Source organism: Endozoicomonas euniceicola, from assembly GCF_025562755.1.
GTDB classification, from domain to species: Bacteria; Pseudomonadota; Gammaproteobacteria; order Pseudomonadales; family Endozoicomonadaceae; genus Endozoicomonas_A; species Endozoicomonas_A euniceicola.
In genome coordinates this window covers 4,739,801-4,758,417 of the sequence record NZ_CP103300.1, presented here as the reverse complement: position 1 = coordinate 4,758,417, position 18,617 = coordinate 4,739,801, and the positions used below count along the sequence as shown (strand labels likewise).

Genomic DNA, 18,617 nt, shown 5'->3' with positions numbered 1-18,617 from the left:
GGCAAAAAATATTAATAAAAACGAGTATTTTATACTTATTTTTTAAGTAAAATAACTAAGAATGATAATTTCTATCGCTTTTGGGTATTTCCAAAAAATACACAACCTGCCAAAACACTCCGAATTTATACCTAACAAGATGCACAAAATACAAACAATAAATTACTAAAAATTGATAAAGATCATATAATTCCAGCAAAATTCTACATACCATTTCACTACTTTCTACAAGCAAATTCGTCAGCAACCAACCTTTGGGAATTTAATTTTACGTCTTTATACCCGGTTTCTTGCTGAGTTCAGTTTAAGCATTCGTTTTCAGTTGTATCAGCTGCCTGCTGCTCCAACAGGGCGGTCAGCTTTTGCCTGAAAAAAGTTTATTCCACATATTAGTTAGGCTTCTATCAGCTATGCGCTTTAAGAAAAGTTTACTGGCGGCATCGATCATTACATCAATGCTACTGACAGGCTGTACCGACAAAAATGATGACGATGAAATTAACATTGATCGTTCTTCCCTGAATCCTCTGGGTGAAATCGCCCTGCAGTATGACAACGTACTGAACCGTAGCGGCAACCCAATGGCCCTGCGTGAGCGGGATAAATACAGTAATATTAAATTCAACCCACTGTACGACAATGGTAGCTGGCACGGCTTCCTGCTGCCGGGCAGCGCTGATACTTACGGCAGCTTTACCGGCCCTTCCATTATCGCTGAAGAGTACAATGTTCTGCTGGGCAAATACATGGACCAGCTGTCCCTGACCGACAGCAGCGGCCGTGTTTACGACCTGACTTCGGTTAAAAATCCTGAGCTGATTTCTTACCCCGGCGCCCTGTACCAGCGTTATGATCTGGGAGATATTGAAGTCGCTATGGAAATGCGTTTTGTCGATAAACGCGTCTCCCTGGTTAAGACCACTGTCCTGAACAAATCCAGCTCTGCAAAAGAGCTGACCTTTAACTGGGCGGGTGAGCTGACAGAAGAGTTGTATCGTAAACCGGGTGTCACAAATAAAGAAACAGTGACAGGAAAATACGGTGAAGAGTTCCGCACCTTCACGCCTGACATTTATGGTATCAATGTCCGCCTGAATGAACAGCGTGATACCTATGTGATGATGACTCAGGATGGTGCGACCTTTATGATTCGTCGCACGCTTGAAACAAAATTCAATCTGAATGATCCACTCAGCTATGAGTCCAAATCCTCGCCGGTTACCATTGCCGCCGGTAGCTCTTCGTCTGTCTGGTCCACCCAGGCCTACGGTCACGATGCGAATGAAGTAGCCGACATTGAAAAGCGGACTGCAAGCATCCTGAACAACCCTGAAAGCTATTTCAAGAAGTCTGCAGATCGCTGGGAAGGTTACCTGAAAAACGGTCTGACCAACGATAAAGCCACCAAACAGCAGTCCCGTCTGGCGGTAAAAACCATCCAGAACCTGCACACCAACTGGCGTTCGCCCTATGGCTTCCTGCAGACCTCCGGTGTAACCCCCTCTTATACCGCACCATGGTTTGCCGGTGGCATCTGGCCATGGGACAGCTGGAAGCACGTTTACGCACTGGCCCACATCAACCCTGATCTGGCCATGGACAACGTGCGTGCCATGTTCGACTATCAGGTGACCAAAGACGACACACTGCGTCCACAGGATGCCGGTATGTTGATTGACGTGGTATTCCCGAATGCCCAGTCCCTGCGTGTAGAAAAACCATTTAATAATGATGTAATTCGACACCTGCAAAACGCTGATCACCTGGACGGCGACAACTGGAACGAACGCAACACCAAACCATCCCTGGCGTCCTGGTCCGTATGGGAAACCTACCTGGGTCTGAAAGAGCAGGGTCGTGAAGACGATGCCGTCAAGTGGATCGCAGAAATGTACCCACAGCTGGTTGAGTACCATAACTGGTGGTACACAAATCGTGACGTCAATGGCAACGGTATTGTTGAGTACGGTGCCACTATGGACCCGGCTCACAACGATGAACACGGTGAGCTGAAGTTCAGCTTTACTTATTCTGATAAACTGGAAATGCCTGATGACCTGAAGAAGATGATGGGAGAATCCTGTCTGGAAGGTGAAGAGCAGAAGCAAACCTGCTACAGCACAGACATGTATGACCTGATGGCAGACTGGGGTGAAGTTGATATTTCTGCTCCGGCACAGGATGGTGCAGGCTGGGAGTCCGGCAGGGATAATGCCGCCAACTTTGGTTTCATTTCTGATGAACAGCTGCAAGCGTATGCGGAAAAAGAACACGACGGCAACATGGTTCTTGCCCGTGCCGACTGGACACCCCGCTTCTTCCAGCACAAGGTGAATGGCGAACCAGTAGGCTACACCATCAACCAGGAATCCGTTGACATCAACTCTTACCTGGCGGGTGAAAAGAACTTTCTGGCGCAAATGGCGGATCTCCTGGGCAAGTTGGAAGACGCCAAAACCTACCGCGAAGACGCAGAGAAGATCGCGACCTACATCAACACCCACATGTTTGATGAAACGTCCGGCTTCTACTACGATCTCAAAATTTCCGGCAAAAAAGTGGAGCCTTACCAGAAGGATACAGACGGCGAGCTGCTGACTATGCGTGGCCGCGGCCCTGAAGGCTGGTCCCCACTGTTTAACAAGGTTGCTACACAGGAAAATGCTCAGAAGGTTCGTGATGTGATCATGGACCCGAAAGAGTTTAATGCTCCAAAGGTACCATTCCCCACTGCTGCCATGAGCAACCCGGCTTACAACCCGGACATTTACTGGCGTGGTCGTGTCTGGGTTGACCAGGTGTATTTTGGCCTGCAGGGGCTGGCAAACTACGGCTTCCACGATGATGTTCAAACCCAGATGAACAAGATTCTGGAGAACGCTGAAGGCCTGCTGGAAGACGGCGCCATCAGGGAGAACTATAACCCTGAAACCGGTGCCGTTCAGGGCGCTACCAACTTCGGCTGGAGTGCGGCGCATTTCTACATGATGTACCGCAACTTTATGAACAAGTCAGAATAAACCCACGACACGTGGCTTAGTTCAGAATGGGGGCTGTTCCCGGGAGCAGCCCCTGTCTTTATTGGCACGTCAGAAATAGCAGATTAGAAACAGTTTTTTTAGCTGCGAAACTCCAGACCGGAAAAACAGTCAGATGTCACAAGGAATGGTAAGCGTCACTTCCAGTCCACCCTGCGGATGGTTGCGAAGGCTTAACTGCCCCCCGTGAGTCCCCACCAGGTGTCGTGCAGTAATCAGGCCTAAGCCATTACCTCCGGGATTACAGGCTTCACCATGCTCAAAACGACGATAGGGCTGAAAGACTTCTTCTTCCATACCTCCTGGCAATCCGGGTCCCTGATCTCTGATGACAATGCGGTTATAACCGTCTTCTACAGAAAGAGAGATATCAGCACTGCCACCATAGATCACCGCATTATCAATCAGGTTTTCAAAACAACGCCGCAGTGCCAGGGGCTTGCCAGTGACGACTTCGTGCTCATGGCACTTAACGCTGATCTTCTGCCCAACAGACCGGCCAGCCCGGGCAATATTCTCCAGCATCTGTTCCAGATCGACACTTTCCGGATTTTCATGGATATCCGTATCCCGAACCATTTGCAAGGCGCTGCGCACCATCATATCCAGATGTTCAATATCTTCAACAAACCCCTGTCGTTCATCGTCGTCATCCAGCATTTCTGCCCGCAAGCGCAACCGCGTTAACGGTGTTTTCAGATCATGGGAAATTCCGGAAAACAGTTGTTTCCGGTCATTCAGGAAGTGTTGAATATTCCTTTGCATGCGGTTAAAGGCACTGGCAGTCGTCTTAAACTCCCGCGCCCCTTCTTCCGGCAAATACACAGGCTCAAAACTTCTGCCAAAATTTTCAGCCGCCTTGGATAATTGCTCCACCGGCTGCGTCAGCACGTAAATCATCCAGCTTCCGAACATCAGCAAGACGGTCAGCCCGAACAGATAAATCACTTGCAAATCCATAGGCAGAGAAGACGACATAATGCCGGAGTCTGGCATCAGGGTAGCAAGATACAACCACTCATTATCTGAAACCGGCACCTGTATCACCAGAACCGGCAACGACAGTGGCTCAACAATCAGCGTGTGCTGCCCCCAGCTTTCGGTTAATTCCATCAGGTAAGTGTTGTTATTAAACACCCGCAGCGTTTCCGGTGCCGAAAACGCAATACTGATAGCGTCATTGGAAAAAGTACCATTGGCCTGAAAGGCCCCCAGGGTGTCCTTAAAACCGTTAATCACAATATCCTGACTTCGGGTTCCGGGCAGTTCGTCGATCTCGATAAAGTCACGGTTGAGTGTCACGAAATAACGCGTCCCCCCCATATCCCGCAACTGATCCAGAATAATGTGCCGATAGCGGTCAGGCAGGGAATCAAAGTACTCAATCGTCGACAATACTCGCACAGCCATATTGGAAACAACGTTTTCCAGTGCCTTTTCCTGAGTCGTCCAGCTTTGAAAGTTCCAGACACTGCTGATGACCAGTTGCGAAGCAAACACCAGCAACAGCATAAACATGAAAAACCGTCCGGGCAGAGAGTCAGGCAGTAGAGTTCGACTCAGGGAAGACAGTCTGCCCCAGTACTTTCTGGCCGTTTTACTGCGAACCTTTGCGCCAGTGCCAACATCAACAAAGTCAGACAAATAGTTATTTCCTCAAGCGGACGCTTTATCAATCCATACGACTTCAGTCGTTAATATGTACCCCTGCCCCCTGACGGTTTTGATCAGTTCCGGAGCGCGGGCATTTTCACCCAGGCACTGTCGTAAACGGCTGACATTCACATCGATAAAACGATCCATGGGCGCCGGGTTTCGTTTGCGCGTTACATCAGCGATACTCTCACGACTTAGCACCTTGCCCTGATTGCGAATAAACAACATCAGCAGGTTATAGTCGGCCCCCGTCAAAGGTACGATTTCACCTTCAGGTGAGACCAGCTCACGAGTCACCGTATCCAGACAGAAACCATTAAAAACCGCATAACGCCCTGTGTTTTTTGGCTCTGCCACCTGCTCACTGCGGCGGAAAATCGCTTTAATGCGTGCCAGCAGTTCACGAGGGTTAAAGGGCTTACCCAGATAATCGTCAGCACCCATTTCCAGACCAATGATTCTATCCATTTCATCAGAAACCGCTGTCAGCATTATTACCGGCGCTTTTGAGAAAGTGCGCAACTCCCGGCAGACATCAAAGCCATCCATGCCCGGCATCATGATATCCAACACGACAATGGCACGTGTTTCATCCCCTCCGGCAGAACACCACGCCTGAAACGCCTGCAAAAAGCTTTCTCCACTATTGGCAGCGATAACGTTATAACCATTCTTTTTCAGGTAACTGGCCAGCAGATCGCGGATCGAATCATCGTCGTCTACAACAAAAACAGTGCTAGAATCAACCATAAGCAACTAAATCCCAATATTCTGCAACATTATGTCTCGGGTAGAGAACGAAACATAATGATTTAACTCAATTTTAGATAAACTGATCGAATACTACCCTGCTCACAGACTCCAACAAGTCCATATTAACGTACAGAAAAAAATGCCAGGTCACGGCGCTCTTATATTAAGTGAGCTATAAATCAAAACTGCTTACTGTTTTAGGGATTTTCCGATGATCAGGGCTAATTGCATGAAAGTGCTTATTTACCATCTAGTCAGAGCTGCCTTACTCTGCCTGATGGCAATAACCACACCTGTATTGACTCATGCTGAAATTATTCACCTGAAAGGCAGTGTCAAATTCACAGATGCTAAAGGAAAAAGTCGTACCTTTAAACTAACCGGATTTACAACACTACTTGACAAGAAAGCGACAATTACCAGCCAATGGAATTGTTTTGAATCCAGCCTCTACCCTTTAATGGAAACCCGAAAGATAATATTTTCAGCTCCTGGCTGTTCACAGCCAATGGCTGGCCAACATTCCCATGACAGGCACTTGCAAAGCATTATGAGCATCAGCCTCCCTTCAGAATTCTTTAATTACCAGATGGATAACAGCGGCTGGCTGGAATTAATAATTGAGCGTTTTTTTGAGCAGCTTAATGAGCTTTCAAGGATGGTTCCGGAAACCACTGACTACCAGCAATTACTAGCCACCATCAACCAACCTGTTAATAGTATCAATATTTTCTCTGTATACCTGCCACTTAACGTGCTTATACCCTCTGTACCGGACGAGGCTAATGGAGTCTATAACCGATATAGCATTGAGCCTGATGCTGAACATCGCTCCATGGAACTGCATATCCTGAGGTCAAATGGAGATATTCGCACTATCCATATCTCTGAAAACGAGATAGGTAATATCGTTGTTTCATACACAGAAAACGACATTGAATGGCATTTTGAATTACCTCACAACAACATGTGGGCATCAGAAAGTGAAGGGGAAAGTGAAAGCGGGAATGAAGGCGTAAGCGAAGAGGAAAGCGAAAGCGGGAATGAAGGTGGAAGCGAAGGGGAAAGTGAAAGCGGGAATGAAGGTGGAAGCGAAAGCGGGAATGAAGGTGGAAGCGAAGGGGAAAGCGAAAGCGGAAATGAAGGTGGTGCACAATCTTACGATCAGAACAGCAGAATAAGAACAGTCTTTGATGAACAGGCAGAACAAGCACCTGAACCAGTGACACTCATTAGAAATCACTGGTTCTATACTAGCTTTTAGGACTCAATACTGTTGCCGTGTAGCGCAGTTAAGTAGAGCGCATAAATACCCTGAAGGGCATTTACGCTATCGCTCACCCTAACCTGCTTTAACAGCGAGTAAAATTATTCACCGTAGTAGGCTTTCTTCAGCAACTCTTCCAGCTCAGTCACCAGCGGCATACGCGGGTTGGCTGTCGTACACTGATCTTCAAATGCATAGGCTGCCAGCTCCGGCACTTTAGCCAGGAACTCTTTCTCGTTGAAGCCCATTTCTTTCAGGGAAAGCGGTACATCAACTTTCTTCATCAAGTCGCGAACTGCATTAGCCAGAGACTTAACTCCCTCATCAGTCGTGCTGTGAGGCAGCCCCAGAATCTTGGCGACTTCAGTGTACTTCTCGTGGGCAATGTAGTGGTCGTATTTCGGGAAAGTCGCTACCTTGGAAGGCTGGCTGTTGCCGTTGTACTCAATCACGTGTGGCAGCAGCAGAGCGTTAGCCAGACCATGAGGAATCTTCATCTCGTGACCCAGCTTGTGCGCCATAGAGTGATTGATGCCCAGGAAGGCGTTAGCAAAGGCCATACCCGCGATGCAGGAAGCATTATGCATTTTCTCACGGGCGCGCTTGTCGGCAGACTCGTAAGACGCTGGCAGGTTATCAAAGGTCAGCTGTATGGCTTTCATAGCCAGCGCATCAGTATAGTCAGACGCCATAACGGAAACAAAGGCTTCCAGAGCGTGGGTCAGCACGTCCAGTCCGGTATCAGCCGTTACCTTCTTAGGCACGGTCTGCACCAGGTTCGGGTCCAGAATGGCCACGTCCGGTGTCAGCTCATAGTCTGCCAGCGGGTACTTGATGCCTCTGTCCTTGTCAGTGATCACCGCAAAGGAGGTCACTTCAGAACCGGTACCGGAGGTGGTAGGAATAGCCACCAGACGTGCCTTTTTGCCCAGTTTAGGGAACTTGTAAACACGCTTGCGAATATCCAGAAACTTCTGTGACATGCTTTCAAAATCAGCTTCTGGCTGTTCGTGGAACAACCACATGCCTTTCGCGGCATCGATAGGAGAGCCACCACCCAGGGCAATAATCACATCAGGCTGGAAGCGTTGCATATCTTCCGCACCGGCACGAATGGTAGCCAGAGACGGATCAGCCTCAACCTGGTTGAATACACGAACCTGTACTGGTACCTGGCGACGGTTCAGGTGGTACTGGATTTTGTCAACATAACCCAGGCTCTGAATGATTTCGTCGGTCACAATGAATACACGAGAGATGTCAGGCATCTTCTCAAGGTATTGCAGGGAGTTCGCCTCAAAGTAGATTTTACGAGGAAGCTTAAACCACTGCATATTCACACGACGCTTCGCCACACGCTTAACATTAATCAGGTTTACAGCAGAAACGTTGGACGTAGTACTATTACCACCGTAAGTACCACAGCCCAGAGTCAGGGAAGGCATATTGGTGTTATACAGGTCACCAATCGCACCATGGGTAGACGGGGAGTTGATGATGATTCGTCCTGCTTTCATGGCCAGGGAGAACTGCTCAATCACATCGTCGTTCTGAGCGTGCAGAACCGCAGAGTGACCCAGACCACCAAAGTTCAGCATCTTGTCAGCCAGCTCAATACCATGCTTGGTATCGCGGGCTTTCAGAACGCCCAGCACCGGGGACAGCTTCTCACGGGACAGAGGGAATTCCGGACCCACACCTTCGATTTCAGCCGCAATCACACGGGTTTCTGCAGGAATTTTAACGCCAGCCATCTCTGCGATGGTAACCGGCTTCATACCAACAATCTTGCTGTTAACGTGACCATCAACAATCACAACTTCCGCCAGCTTTTTGGTTTCTTCAGGAGTCGTGAAGTAAACGTTCAGTGCTTTCATCTCTTTGATGAACTGCGGGTAAATCGCTTCGTGGACAATCGCCGCCTGCTCGGAGGCACAGATCATACCGTTGTCAAAGCTCTTGGACATAACCAGGTCATTGGTAGCCTGCTTCAGGTCGGCAGTACGATCAATGACACAAGGCACGTTACCCGGACCAACACCCAGGGCTGGCTTACCGGAAGAGTAAGCGGCACGAACCATACCAGAACCACCGGTGGCCAGGATGACAGAAATATCCGGATGAACCATCAGCTTCTGGGTTGCTTCCAGAGAAGGTTTTTCTACCCACAGAATACAGTCTTCCGGCGCACCCGCCTCGACAGCAGCATCACGCAGGATACGAGCCGCCTCACTGGAGCACTTCTGGGCAGATGGGTGGAAAGCAAAAACAATCGGGTTACGGGTCTTGGCAGAAATGATGGACTTGAACATGGTGGTCGACGTCGGGTTAGTCACCGGTGTAATACCGCAGACAATACCCACTGGCTCTGCAACCAGCATGTAATCTTCTTCTTCGTTATCTTCAATAACACCGACTGTTTTGTCGTATTTGATAGAGTGATGAACGTATTCAGTAGAAAAGATGTTCTTGGTCACCTTGTCTTCCAGAATACCACGGCCGGTTTCTTCAACCGCCATACGCGCCAGCTCCATGTGCGCAGCCTGACCAGCAAGAGCCATCGCCTTATTGATACGGTCAATCGCTTCCTGGTCCAGCTTCAGGTATTTTTCACGAGCGACTTTCGCCCGATCAAGCAGAGCGTCGAGTTGTACCTCAACCTCTGTTTTACCTGTATCCTGTTTGGCTGTCTGCCCTTTTTCCGCCAAAAGCTCTTTATCCGCTAAAGGCTCTTTATCCGCTAAAGGCTTTTTAGTAGCCATTTGCATTACCTCATACTTGTCATTGAAATCCTTCAAAGCCTGGTTCGTTCGTTCAGGCTTTAGCGGTGACGCACAATCTGCCATGTTATTCACGGCTATTTTGGCGCGTTACCACTTTTTGTGGAGCAGGTCATCGCCTGCTCCTCTTTATATTTTATTGCTGCAACCATTACAGCTTGCCGACACTAGCACACGGTCTCAATGACTTTGACGGGGTGCGTAGGTTGGGAGTTACCCTGAAGGGCATAAACACTTCGCTCTTCCCAACCTACAAGTCAAAAGTAATGAAACGATGTACCAGTATCCGTCGGACTTGTATCAGAACTTGGCGATAAAGTCGTTCAGCAGCGCTTTTACGTCTTCAGTCGTCGGCTGGTTTACAGCCGCTTCAGCCATCGCCTTCAGGTCTTCGTGCTTATGGTTACGCAGAGTTTTCTTAACACGAGGAATAGAAGTCGCACTCATGGAGAACTCATCCAGCCCCAGACCCGCCAGGATCAGGGCGGCACGCTCGTCACCGGCCATCTCACCACACATGCCGGTCCACTTACCGGCTTCGTGGGAGCAGTCGATAACACGCTTGATAGCACGCAGAACGGCCGGAGCCATTGGATCGTACATATCAGCAATCATTTCGTTACCACGGTCAACCGCCAGAATGTACTGGGTCAGGTCGTTAGTACCGATGGAGAAGAAGTCCATTTCCTGAATCAGCAGGTCTGCAACCATTACTGCCGCTGGTGTCTCAACCATGATGCCCACTTCAACGGTGTCGTCGAAAGCGATGTCTTTACTGCTCAATTCAGCCTTAACGTCAGCAACGACCTGCTTCAGACGACGGGCTTCCTCAACAGAGATAACCATCGGGAACATGATCTTCAGCTTACCGAAGGCAGATGCACGCAGAATGGCACGCAGCTGGGTGTTCAGAATCTCAGGCTTGTCGAAGCACATACGGATCGCACGCCAGCCCAGGAAAGGGTTCAGTTCCTGCGGCAGGTCCAGGTAAGGCAGATCCTTGTCACCACCAATATCCAGGGTACGGATAACTACCGGACGGCCAGACATGGCTTCAGCCACTGCCTTGTAGGCCTCGAACTGCTCCTCTTCGGTCGGCATCTGGGTACGGTCCATAAACAGGAACTCAGTACGATACAGGCCTACACCCTCGGCACCGTGACGGTTTGCACCTTCAGTGTCTTTCACAGTACCGATGTTGGAGCAGATTTCGAACTGCTTGCCATCAATAGTGGTGCAGGGCAGGTCTTTCAGCTTGGACAGCTCTTTGCGCTCTTCGTCCAGCTTCGCCTGCAGGGTCTTGTAAGAATCGATGGCTGACTGGTCAGGATTGATCAGAACCTTGTTGTTGATAGCATCCAGGACAACCGTGTCACCATTCTGGATGCTGTCAGTAGCCACCTTGGCACCAACGATAGCTGGCAGCTCCAGGGAACGAGCCATGATCGCAGAGTGAGAAGTTCGACCACCAATATTAGTGACAAAACCCCATACCCGTTCCAGATCAATCTGGGACGTTTCAGACGGAGTCAGGTCATCAGCAATGATGATGGTACCGTGAGCCACATCGTCCAGGGACACCATATCGATGCCCAGCAGATTCTTGATCATACGACGACCAACGTCTTTGATGTCAGCAACGCGCTCACGCAGGTAAGGGTCGTCCAGCTCGGCCAGCATCGCAACGTTCGTTGCAATAGTTTCGCTTAGTGCTGCGTCAGCAGGCTTCAGGCCCTTAATGGCTTCAACAACTTCTTCTTCCAGTTCTTCATCAGTCGCTACCAGAATATGACCTTCGAAGACTTCCGCTTCTTCTTCACCCAACTTGGCAGCCGCTGTGTCACGGATCGACTCCAGCTGCTCAACCGTTTTAACGATAGCCTCTTTGAAGCGAGCAATGTTCGCGTCTACTTCAGAGCTGTCCAGCACACTATCACTAATTTGAAATTCAGCCTCTTTAAGGACAAATGCTTTACCAATGGCAACGCCAGAGGAAGCAATGATGCCTGAGAACATAAACCACCCACATTTATATCAATCTAAAACTAACGTTTGTATATAACAAAAACATTTAACACAAACCATCAGTAATATTTAATCTGTTAGTTTCGAACAAAGTTCCTGAACAATCACTTAGCCACGCACAAACTTTGACATCAAATCACATTTAACGTTTTCAAATGGAATAAAGCATCGAAACTGTCAGAAGCAATCAATCAATTCCAAGATAGTGCAACATTTGATAAAACGCTCTGCAAAACACTCATCAAACAAATAGCCAAACAAAAAAAACAACTTCACTCAACTTTAAGCATTGAGGTATATAAATTATTACTTCATATAATGTTTTTTCATTTAAAACGTGAAATTCAAACAATACCCGCTCGAATTCATCTAGCCGGAGAAAGTTACAACAGCATTACGTAAATTTCTCTGACCTGAATCAGTATTTCCCCACCACCAGTACGCAAGGCGTCACGATTGCTGTAAAGCGGCTGTATCGTTGACTCCGGGGCACCCCAGGGCGGCAGATATAGGTAGCAATACTCACTCACAATACTACAAGAGCAACGTGGCATTTGTATATACTTGCCAAATGTCGCACAATAGCGGGAAAGCGTTGCCATGCTTTCGTAATCTTCTTCCTTTGAATGGTGACTACGGCAAAATACCTCTGTATTTATACGCTGTTACCATCGTAACAGGTAAGAACAGGTCGAATTATGAAACAATTTTTCAATAATTAACAGATTGAGAAAGACTTCTTCACATCGTTTCTGGTTCTTTGATTAAAAAAGCAATTAAAATGGCAATAAGAATGTTAATGACGACCGTAATTACTCAACCACGGTCAAATAACAACATTCGCTCTCAGCTCAATTCAACCGGACAAATATCCGGTTGAATAAACTCGATGAAGCAAACCCTTCAGGGATGCATCACAACTGCTACCAATGACCGAGGAAACATTTATGGCTCTGGTATCTATGACTGAAATGCTGAACAAGGCACGCGAAGGCAAATACGCCGTAGGCCAGTTCAACATCAACAACCTGGAATGGACTCAGGCTATCCTGACTGCTGCTCAGAAGTCTAACTCCCCGGTTATTCTGGGTGTATCCGAAGGCGCTGCGCGCTACATGGGCGGTTTCAAGCTGATCACCGCTATGGTTGGCGCCCTGATCGAAAGCATGGAAATCACGGTTCCTGTTGCTATCCATCTGGACCACGGCTCCAGCATTGAGAAGTGCAAAGAGGCCATCGACGCTGGCTTTACCTCCGTTATGATCGACGGCTCTCACGGCCCGTTCGAAGGCAACGTTGAGATGACCAAGACGGTAGTAGAATACGCTCACGCCCGTGGCGTTTCTGTTGAAGCCGAACTGGGTGTAGTCGGCGGTCAGGAAGATGACGTTATTGCTGACGGCGTTATCTACGCTGACGCCCAGGAATGTAAAGAACTGGTTGAGCGCACTGGTCTGGACTGCCTGGCTCCGGCCCTGGGCTCTGTTCATGGCGAATACTCTGGCGAGCCTAACCTGGGCTTCACTGAAATGCAGGAAATCAACGAACTGACGGGCGTACCTCTGGTACTGCACGGTGGTACTGGTATCCCAACAGCTGACATCCAGAATGCCATCAGCCGTGGTACTGCAAAAATCAACGTCAACACTGAAAACCAGATCGCCTGGACTAAAATGGTTCGCGAAGTTCTGGCTAACGACGCTAAAGTTTACGACCCACGCAAGGTGATCGGTCCTGGTAAAGAAGCGATCGTTGAAACCGTAATGGGCAAGATTCGTGAATTCGGTTCCGAAGGCAAGGCGTAAGCTCTGACTTCTGTTCAGCAGCCAAAGGCTGCTGAACAACTTTCTAAAAAATCACTCTGCCCTGTCAAACAACCCATTCACCGCTCTACTTATTTATAAAGAAAGTCAGTCACGCTAACAGGATACGCTTCCTGTATCTTCAAACTGAAAGGCTTTTCACTATCTGAAGTCCGTATCATCGCGCTTCTCCACTGGTACTTTCCATTAAACTGCAAAACGTTAAGAATCAGTGCGAGAAAATCATTAGCATTCAGAAAATGCTGTTTTCTCTGGTTTATTGGCAGCAGAAAAATCCCTCCCCCAATATAGACGACACACAGATGGTATCTATTATAAATCCCGGCTGAGGGCTCACCCGGCTCTTCTAAAAACCAAACTTGCCCAATCTTCAACCCTCCCAGCTGAGAAGCCAGTGCCCTTGCTTCAACCGGATTTCCAAGCACAAATTCCTCTTCAGGCTGGCAGATATCAGGGCTAACCGCATAGCTTCTGGGAAATCGATAGACATCAGAAGAAGGCGAAAAACCAAGCACATAATCAGCAATCTTGAAGGTAGCCGAATAGGGCTGCTCCAACAGCTCCCTCCCTTTTTCAGACTGCTCCCAGAAACTCAGTATCTGATCCCACACTTTACGAGCGGCGTTATCAAATAAATCATTCGAATAATTCAGGCATGGCTCTTCTCTCAACAGAAGCGCCTTTCTCTTAGGAGTCAATGTTTGAAAAAAAGATGACTCCATGTACGCATGATAAAGATACTTCACACGCCCTTCAGGAGTCGTGTAAGACACCTGACCAGGCTTTTGAGGTCTATCAAACCTGGCCCCAAAGTCAGCACTGTAATATTTTTTAGAGTACGCAGAACCGCAGCGCGACACTTGAATAAACCGGAACAAGTAAGATATTACGTCCCTGGAATTTGCAGGGAAAAATTTCCCGACAATGCGTTCAATTCCACCAGGATCACTGGATGCTATGTTTTCTGTCAGGCACCAACACCAGTTATCATTCACCTGATGAGCATTCAACTGACCGCCAGACAATAATAGAACTGCAAGCAGTACTGCCTGAACCAGCTTGTTTATTATGAATATTTTTTTATTTTCAGATGGAACGAAAGAATATTCCACTCTCCCATAACTGTTTATATCAAAACATTTCACGCACACCCTCACTTGCAGATACCCATTCAGCTAAACCGACTGATCAAACAGTCAGACACTTTAACGAACACCCGACAATATAGCCTCCCTCCCATGTGACGCCTGACTTTTCACACCCACCACCTCTTACTTACTTATTAAATTATTCAATCTCTTTTACCTTTTTACAGAAGTCAGGCTTTGCATCCATCCGATTAGGTGGCGATAATATAGCCAGTCTTCCATAGCTTAAATGACTCTCCCTGTCCCCTTTATCTACAAAAAAGGAACAAGTCATGGCACTAATCAGCCTCAGACAGCTTCTCGACCATGCAGCCGAAAACAGTTACGGCGTCCCTGCCTTCAACGTCAATAACCTGGAACAGATGCGTGCCATCATGGAAGCAGCCGACGAGACGGACTCTCCGGTCATCGTGCAAGCCTCCGCCGGAGCCCGAAAATACGCCGGAGCCCCGTTCCTGAGACATCTGATTCTGGCTGCTATTGAAGAGTTTCCACATATTCCCGTAGTGATGCATCAGGATCACGGCACCAGCCCTGCCATCTGCCAGCGCTCAATACAGCTGGGCTTCTCTTCCGTCATGATGGACGGCTCACTAAAAGAAGACGGCAAAACCCCTTCCAGCTACGAATACAACGTTGAAGTTACCCGCAGAACCGTTGAAATGGCTCACGCCTGCGGCGTTTCTGTGGAAGGGGAGCTAGGCTGCCTGGGCTCTCTGGAAACCGGTGAAGCAGGTGAAGAAGATGGCGTTGGCGCTACCGGCAAGCTGTCACACGACCAACTATTAACCGACCCGGACGAAGCCGCTGAGTTTGTTCAGGCTACCCATGTGGATGCACTGGCCATAGCCTGCGGCACCAGCCACGGCGCTTACAAATTCACCCGCCCCCCTACTGGCGACATTCTTGCTATTGACAGAATCCGCGAAATACACAAACGCATACCCGATACTCACCTGGTGATGCACGGTTCTTCATCAGTACCACAGGACTGGCTCAAGGTTATAAACGACAACGGCGGAGAAATACCAGAAACTTACGGTGTGCCTGTCGAGCAGATTCAGGAAGGCATTCGCCACGGGGTACGTAAGGTAAATATCGACACCGACCTGCGCCTGGCATCAACAGGTGCTATCCGACGCTTTCTGCAGGAAAACACATCAGAGTTTGACCCACGCAAATACTTAACTGTCGCCACCCGGGCAATGAAAGACATCTGTCTTCAGCGCTATCAGGCTTTCGAAACAGCAGGCAACGCCTCGAAGATCAGGGCATTAAGTCTGGAAAGCATGTTTAACCTCTACAGCAAGGGTAACCTTGACCCTAAAATCCAGTAATACCGATAACCGGTTGCGGCCCGGCGCAACCGGTTTCATGAGCTGTGTCATACCAGTCCCACCGCATCAGTGATATAACATCTGCCATTAGCCAAAACTTATAAATTCCAGAATAAACCGGAGAATGTCAGATATGCTATATGGACTGGATATCGGTGGCACCAAGATGGAGCTGACCACCTATAATGACCGCCACGAAAAAACATTTAGCAAACGCATCCCCACCCCTACCGATAACTACGACACCTTCATACAAAGCATACAAACACTGATCCGGGAAACCGACGAGCAACTTAACGTTCGGGGCAGTGTCGGCATTGGCATTCCAGGCTTTATTGAGCCGGATTCTGCAAAAGCGGTGATCGCCAACATCCCCTGCGCTAACGGTAAACACCTCCTGTCCGATCTGGAGTACAGACTGGATCGACCCGTTAAAATAGAAAATGACGCCAACTGCTTTACCGTTTCAGAAGCTATTGGCGGTGCCGGTGAAGGCTTTGACACGGTGTTCGGAGTTATTCTCGGCACAGGCTGTGGCGGTGGACTTTACGTACAAGATCAAATTTATACCGGTCGCAACAATCTGGCAGGCGAATGGGGTCACACACCTTTGCCCTTTCAGGCACTGGAGCTGGGAGGTTCTGACTTCCCTATTATCGATTGCGGCTGCGGCCTGCGAGGCTGCCTTGATAACTATCTGTCAGGCCGGGGGCTGGAAATTATTTATAACCACTTTGCAGGCAGACAGGCTAAAGGCAAAGAAATTGTGCAACTCTATCGCCACCATGACACCGATGCCGTAAAGACCGTTAACCTCTATGCAGAGCTTCTGGCCTGCGGACTCGGAAGCCTGACCAACACCCTTGATCCGGGTGTCTTTGTTGTGGGCGGAGGGCTGTCTAATTTTGATGAGCTATACGACATTGTCCCACCACTGATGAAAAAATACACCCTTAATATTGGCAAGCTGCCCGAAGTGCGAAAAGCCCGATTTGGCGATGCAGGCGGCGCACGCGGAGCTGCCATGCTGAACAATTAGAAACCATTGCCTCGTGGTAGCGGGAAGTCCTGCTACCCATTTCCTGCTACCCATTAGTAGAACAATCGAAATAAAAATAATTCTCTTTTATAATCAACAAATACTAACTACGCTTACCCCTGATTACACATAAGATATTAAAGGGATAAGGCATTATGGCGCTCTCTCCGAAGTGTCTGCGGCGAATTAAAACATTAATTATCGTGTTATATGCAGCCACCTCCGGCTCCGCCTTTGCTGGCAATAAACCTATTTCAGCGACCACCTTTAAAGAAATCAGCAAAAAACACGCTGACTGCCATTTATTAGTACTGTCAATCTACCAGACAAATCAGAAATACCTGCCCCCTGGTCTTCAATGCATCACCACTACGGAAACTCCAGCGAAGACTATCGTTGAACAATCAAGCCTTACCAGCCACGGCGTTAAATACAATTGTTACTTTACTCTCACCGAACACCACGAAGGCAGCATACCCAACAATTGTAATGACACAGTACAAGCCAGCATACCCAGTACTGCTCCGACCAAACGTTATTACTATGCGCCAGGACACGTCACACTTGAAAGACATTTACCAGGAGAGACAGCTGAAGCTCTACCCCACCCCCTTTTAACTACTCTGCTCAACAGCAAAAGACTTTTCATTGACTACGCTTACTATCCTCTTGGAAACGGCTTTGAACTTTATTGCCACTTATGGAAAAAACCCTTCAAAATCTGGAGACGCTATTCCAAAAGCCTGAGAACCGTTGCCAGCCAGATAAAAGCCATGAATAGCCTTGTCGTTCGCCATCAGAGGAACCCTATCCAGCAGCTATGGATTAACATTCTTGATAGCGCAAAGTTTGTTGCACTTACGACTTGGAATAGCTACGAAATCTACAAACACTCAGTGCATTTTCTCAACGTACAACACACGCACGAGTTTTCAGAAGGAGAAACGATCCTACAACTGGGCAGTGCCTCCTTTGAGCTTTATGAAGAAAGCGGGGATTTTTTAGACGCCTTAAAAAACATGCCAAGCATCGCCAAAGAAACTCTGGAAGATTTAGCTCTATATACACTCATTCTTTATAACGGCTATGAGGCAATTGCAGGCATGCCGGAAGGCAAATCAATAGCCTCTTATCTTTATAAGCTTGCCCAGGACGGAATGCTTTACGTACTGAATGTTCCCAGTAGTAGATACAGGGATTACAACAACCTCTTAATATCACCCCAGGACGGGTCTTCTCAACCAGCAGTGAGAGGGCCTGAGCTAAGAGTTCCACTGGTGAGAAGTTATCATGACATTCGGTATTACTGAATCTCAGGCATAAAAAAACAGTCACAAGGACTGGTTTTTTTTGAATTGGAGCGGGAAACGAGACTCGAACTCGCGACCCCAACCTTGGCAAGGTTGTGCTCTACCAACTGAGCTATTCCCGCACAGTATTTAACGACTCTGCAGTCGAAAACTTTATAAAATAAAGTGGCATCCCGTAGGGGACTCGAACCCCTGTTACTGCCGTGAAAGGGCAGTGTCCTAGGCCACTAGACGAACGGGACACATTTCATAATCAGAAAATTCTGATCATTGAAATTTGGTGGAGCCTAGCGGGATCGAACCGCTGACCTCAACACTGCCAGTGTTGCGCTCTCCCAGCTGAGCTAAGGCCCCAAACCTTGTTGCTGCATTATGCCGCTTTCTCATTTAAAATCAAGTAGTTGTTGATTTCTTTCGAGAACATCGCCGGCATCGAACGAG

11 protein-coding genes and 3 tRNA genes are annotated in these 18,617 nt (G+C 48.3%); 6 read left to right on the top strand and 8 right to left on the bottom strand.

The annotated features are described in order from the left end of the window. Positions 1–410: 410 nt before the first annotated feature. Positions 411–3,020 carry an alpha-glucosidase gene (gene ygjK / locus NX720_RS19245; RefSeq protein WP_262596773.1) on the top strand — a complete coding sequence of 870 codons (2,610 nt, stop codon included), beginning with the start codon at positions 411–413 and terminating at the stop codon, positions 3,018–3,020. A gap of 129 nt (positions 3,021–3,149) precedes the next feature. Here the strand turns inward: ygjK and NX720_RS19240 are convergent, their stop codons facing one another. Then, positions 3,150–4,682, bottom strand: a complete 1,533-nt coding sequence (locus tag NX720_RS19240) for an ATP-binding protein (RefSeq protein WP_262596771.1) — start codon at positions 4,680–4,682, stop codon at positions 3,150–3,152. Between the two features lie 12 nt (positions 4,683–4,694). Then, on the bottom strand, positions 4,695–5,444 hold the full coding sequence (locus tag NX720_RS19235) for a response regulator (protein ID WP_262596769.1): 750 nt from the start codon (positions 5,442–5,444) through the stop codon (positions 4,695–4,697). Positions 5,445–5,676: 232 nt separating this feature from the next. Between NX720_RS19235 and NX720_RS19230 the strand changes: the two genes are divergently transcribed. Then, on the top strand, positions 5,677–6,711 hold the full coding sequence (locus NX720_RS19230) for a hypothetical protein (protein ID WP_262596768.1): 1,035 nt from the start codon (positions 5,677–5,679) through the stop codon (positions 6,709–6,711). A gap of 104 nt (positions 6,712–6,815) precedes the next feature. Here the strand turns inward: NX720_RS19230 and adhE are convergent, their stop codons facing one another. Both adhE and ptsI read right to left on the bottom strand, forming a co-directional pair. Next, a complete protein-coding gene (gene adhE, locus NX720_RS19225; protein WP_262596766.1) occupies positions 6,816–9,476 on the bottom strand; it encodes a bifunctional acetaldehyde-CoA/alcohol dehydrogenase in 2,661 nt (886 codons plus the stop codon). 318 nt (positions 9,477–9,794) lie between these two features. Next, positions 9,795–11,510, bottom strand: coding sequence for a phosphoenolpyruvate-protein phosphotransferase PtsI (ptsI, locus tag NX720_RS19220; protein ID WP_262596764.1), 1,716 nt, complete (start codon positions 11,508–11,510; stop codon positions 9,795–9,797). A 956-nt stretch (positions 11,511–12,466) separates the two neighbouring features. Between ptsI and fba (NX720_RS19215) the strand changes: the two genes are divergently transcribed. Continuing rightward, positions 12,467–13,324 carry a class II fructose-1,6-bisphosphate aldolase gene (fba, locus tag NX720_RS19215; protein WP_262596762.1) on the top strand — a complete coding sequence of 286 codons (858 nt, stop codon included), beginning with the start codon at positions 12,467–12,469 and terminating at the stop codon, positions 13,322–13,324. Positions 13,325–13,413: 89 nt separating this feature from the next. On the opposite strand, the gene NX720_RS19210 is transcribed toward fba (NX720_RS19215), so the two are convergent. After that, positions 13,414–14,088 (bottom strand): hypothetical protein, encoded by a 675-nt coding sequence (locus NX720_RS19210; protein ID WP_262596761.1) that lies wholly within the window; start codon positions 14,086–14,088, stop codon positions 13,414–13,416. 674 nt (positions 14,089–14,762) lie between these two features. Here NX720_RS19210 and fba (NX720_RS19205) point away from each other — a divergent pair. The 3 genes from fba (NX720_RS19205) to NX720_RS19195 all read left to right on the top strand — a co-directional run bounded on the left by fba (NX720_RS19205) (position 14,763) and on the right by NX720_RS19195 (position 18,176). Further along, entirely contained in the window at positions 14,763–15,827 is a 1,065-nt protein-coding gene (gene fba, locus NX720_RS19205) for a class II fructose-bisphosphate aldolase (RefSeq protein ID WP_262596759.1), read from the top strand. Positions 15,828–15,951: 124 nt separating this feature from the next. Beyond that, positions 15,952–16,866 carry an ROK family protein gene (locus NX720_RS19200; RefSeq protein WP_262596758.1) on the top strand — a complete coding sequence of 305 codons (915 nt, stop codon included), beginning with the start codon at positions 15,952–15,954 and terminating at the stop codon, positions 16,864–16,866. Positions 16,867–17,021: 155 nt separating this feature from the next. After that, the gene (locus NX720_RS19195; protein ID WP_262596756.1) at positions 17,022–18,176 is read left to right on the top strand and encodes a hypothetical protein; all 1,155 of its coding nucleotides are present in this window, start codon (positions 17,022–17,024) and stop codon (positions 18,174–18,176) included. A 46-nt stretch (positions 18,177–18,222) separates the two neighbouring features. On the opposite strand, the gene NX720_RS19190 is transcribed toward NX720_RS19195, so the two are convergent. The 3 genes from NX720_RS19190 to NX720_RS19180 form a co-directional block, all read right to left on the bottom strand. Next, positions 18,223–18,298, bottom strand: a tRNA-Gly gene (locus NX720_RS19190). A gap of 44 nt (positions 18,299–18,342) precedes the next feature. Next, positions 18,343–18,418 (bottom strand) — tRNA-Glu (locus NX720_RS19185). Between the two features lie 36 nt (positions 18,419–18,454). Beyond that, positions 18,455–18,530, bottom strand: a tRNA-Ala gene (locus NX720_RS19180). Positions 18,531–18,617 lie beyond the last annotated feature (87 nt).

What these genes read in the sequence shown, in the direction of transcription:
- ygjK (WP_262596773.1), top strand. Translation starts at nt 411, where the DNA reads ATGCGCTTTAAGAAAAGTTTACTGGCGGCATCGATCATTACATCAATG.
- NX720_RS19235 (WP_262596769.1), bottom strand. Translation starts at nt 5,444, where the DNA reads ATGGTTGATTCTAGCACTGTTTTTGTTGTAGACGACGATGATTCGATC.
- NX720_RS19230 (WP_262596768.1), top strand. Translation starts at nt 5,677, where the DNA reads ATGAAAGTGCTTATTTACCATCTAGTCAGAGCTGCCTTACTCTGCCTG.
- adhE (WP_262596766.1), bottom strand. Translation starts at nt 9,476, where the DNA reads ATGGCTACTAAAAAGCCTTTAGCGGATAAAGAGCCTTTAGCGGATAAA.
- ptsI (WP_262596764.1), bottom strand. Translation starts at nt 11,510, where the DNA reads ATGTTCTCAGGCATCATTGCTTCCTCTGGCGTTGCCATTGGTAAAGCA.
- fba (WP_262596762.1), top strand. Translation starts at nt 12,467, where the DNA reads ATGGCTCTGGTATCTATGACTGAAATGCTGAACAAGGCACGCGAAGGC.
- fba (WP_262596759.1), top strand. Translation starts at nt 14,763, where the DNA reads ATGGCACTAATCAGCCTCAGACAGCTTCTCGACCATGCAGCCGAAAAC.
- NX720_RS19200 (WP_262596758.1), top strand. Translation starts at nt 15,952, where the DNA reads ATGTCAGATATGCTATATGGACTGGATATCGGTGGCACCAAGATGGAG.
- NX720_RS19195 (WP_262596756.1), top strand. Translation starts at nt 17,022, where the DNA reads ATGGCGCTCTCTCCGAAGTGTCTGCGGCGAATTAAAACATTAATTATC.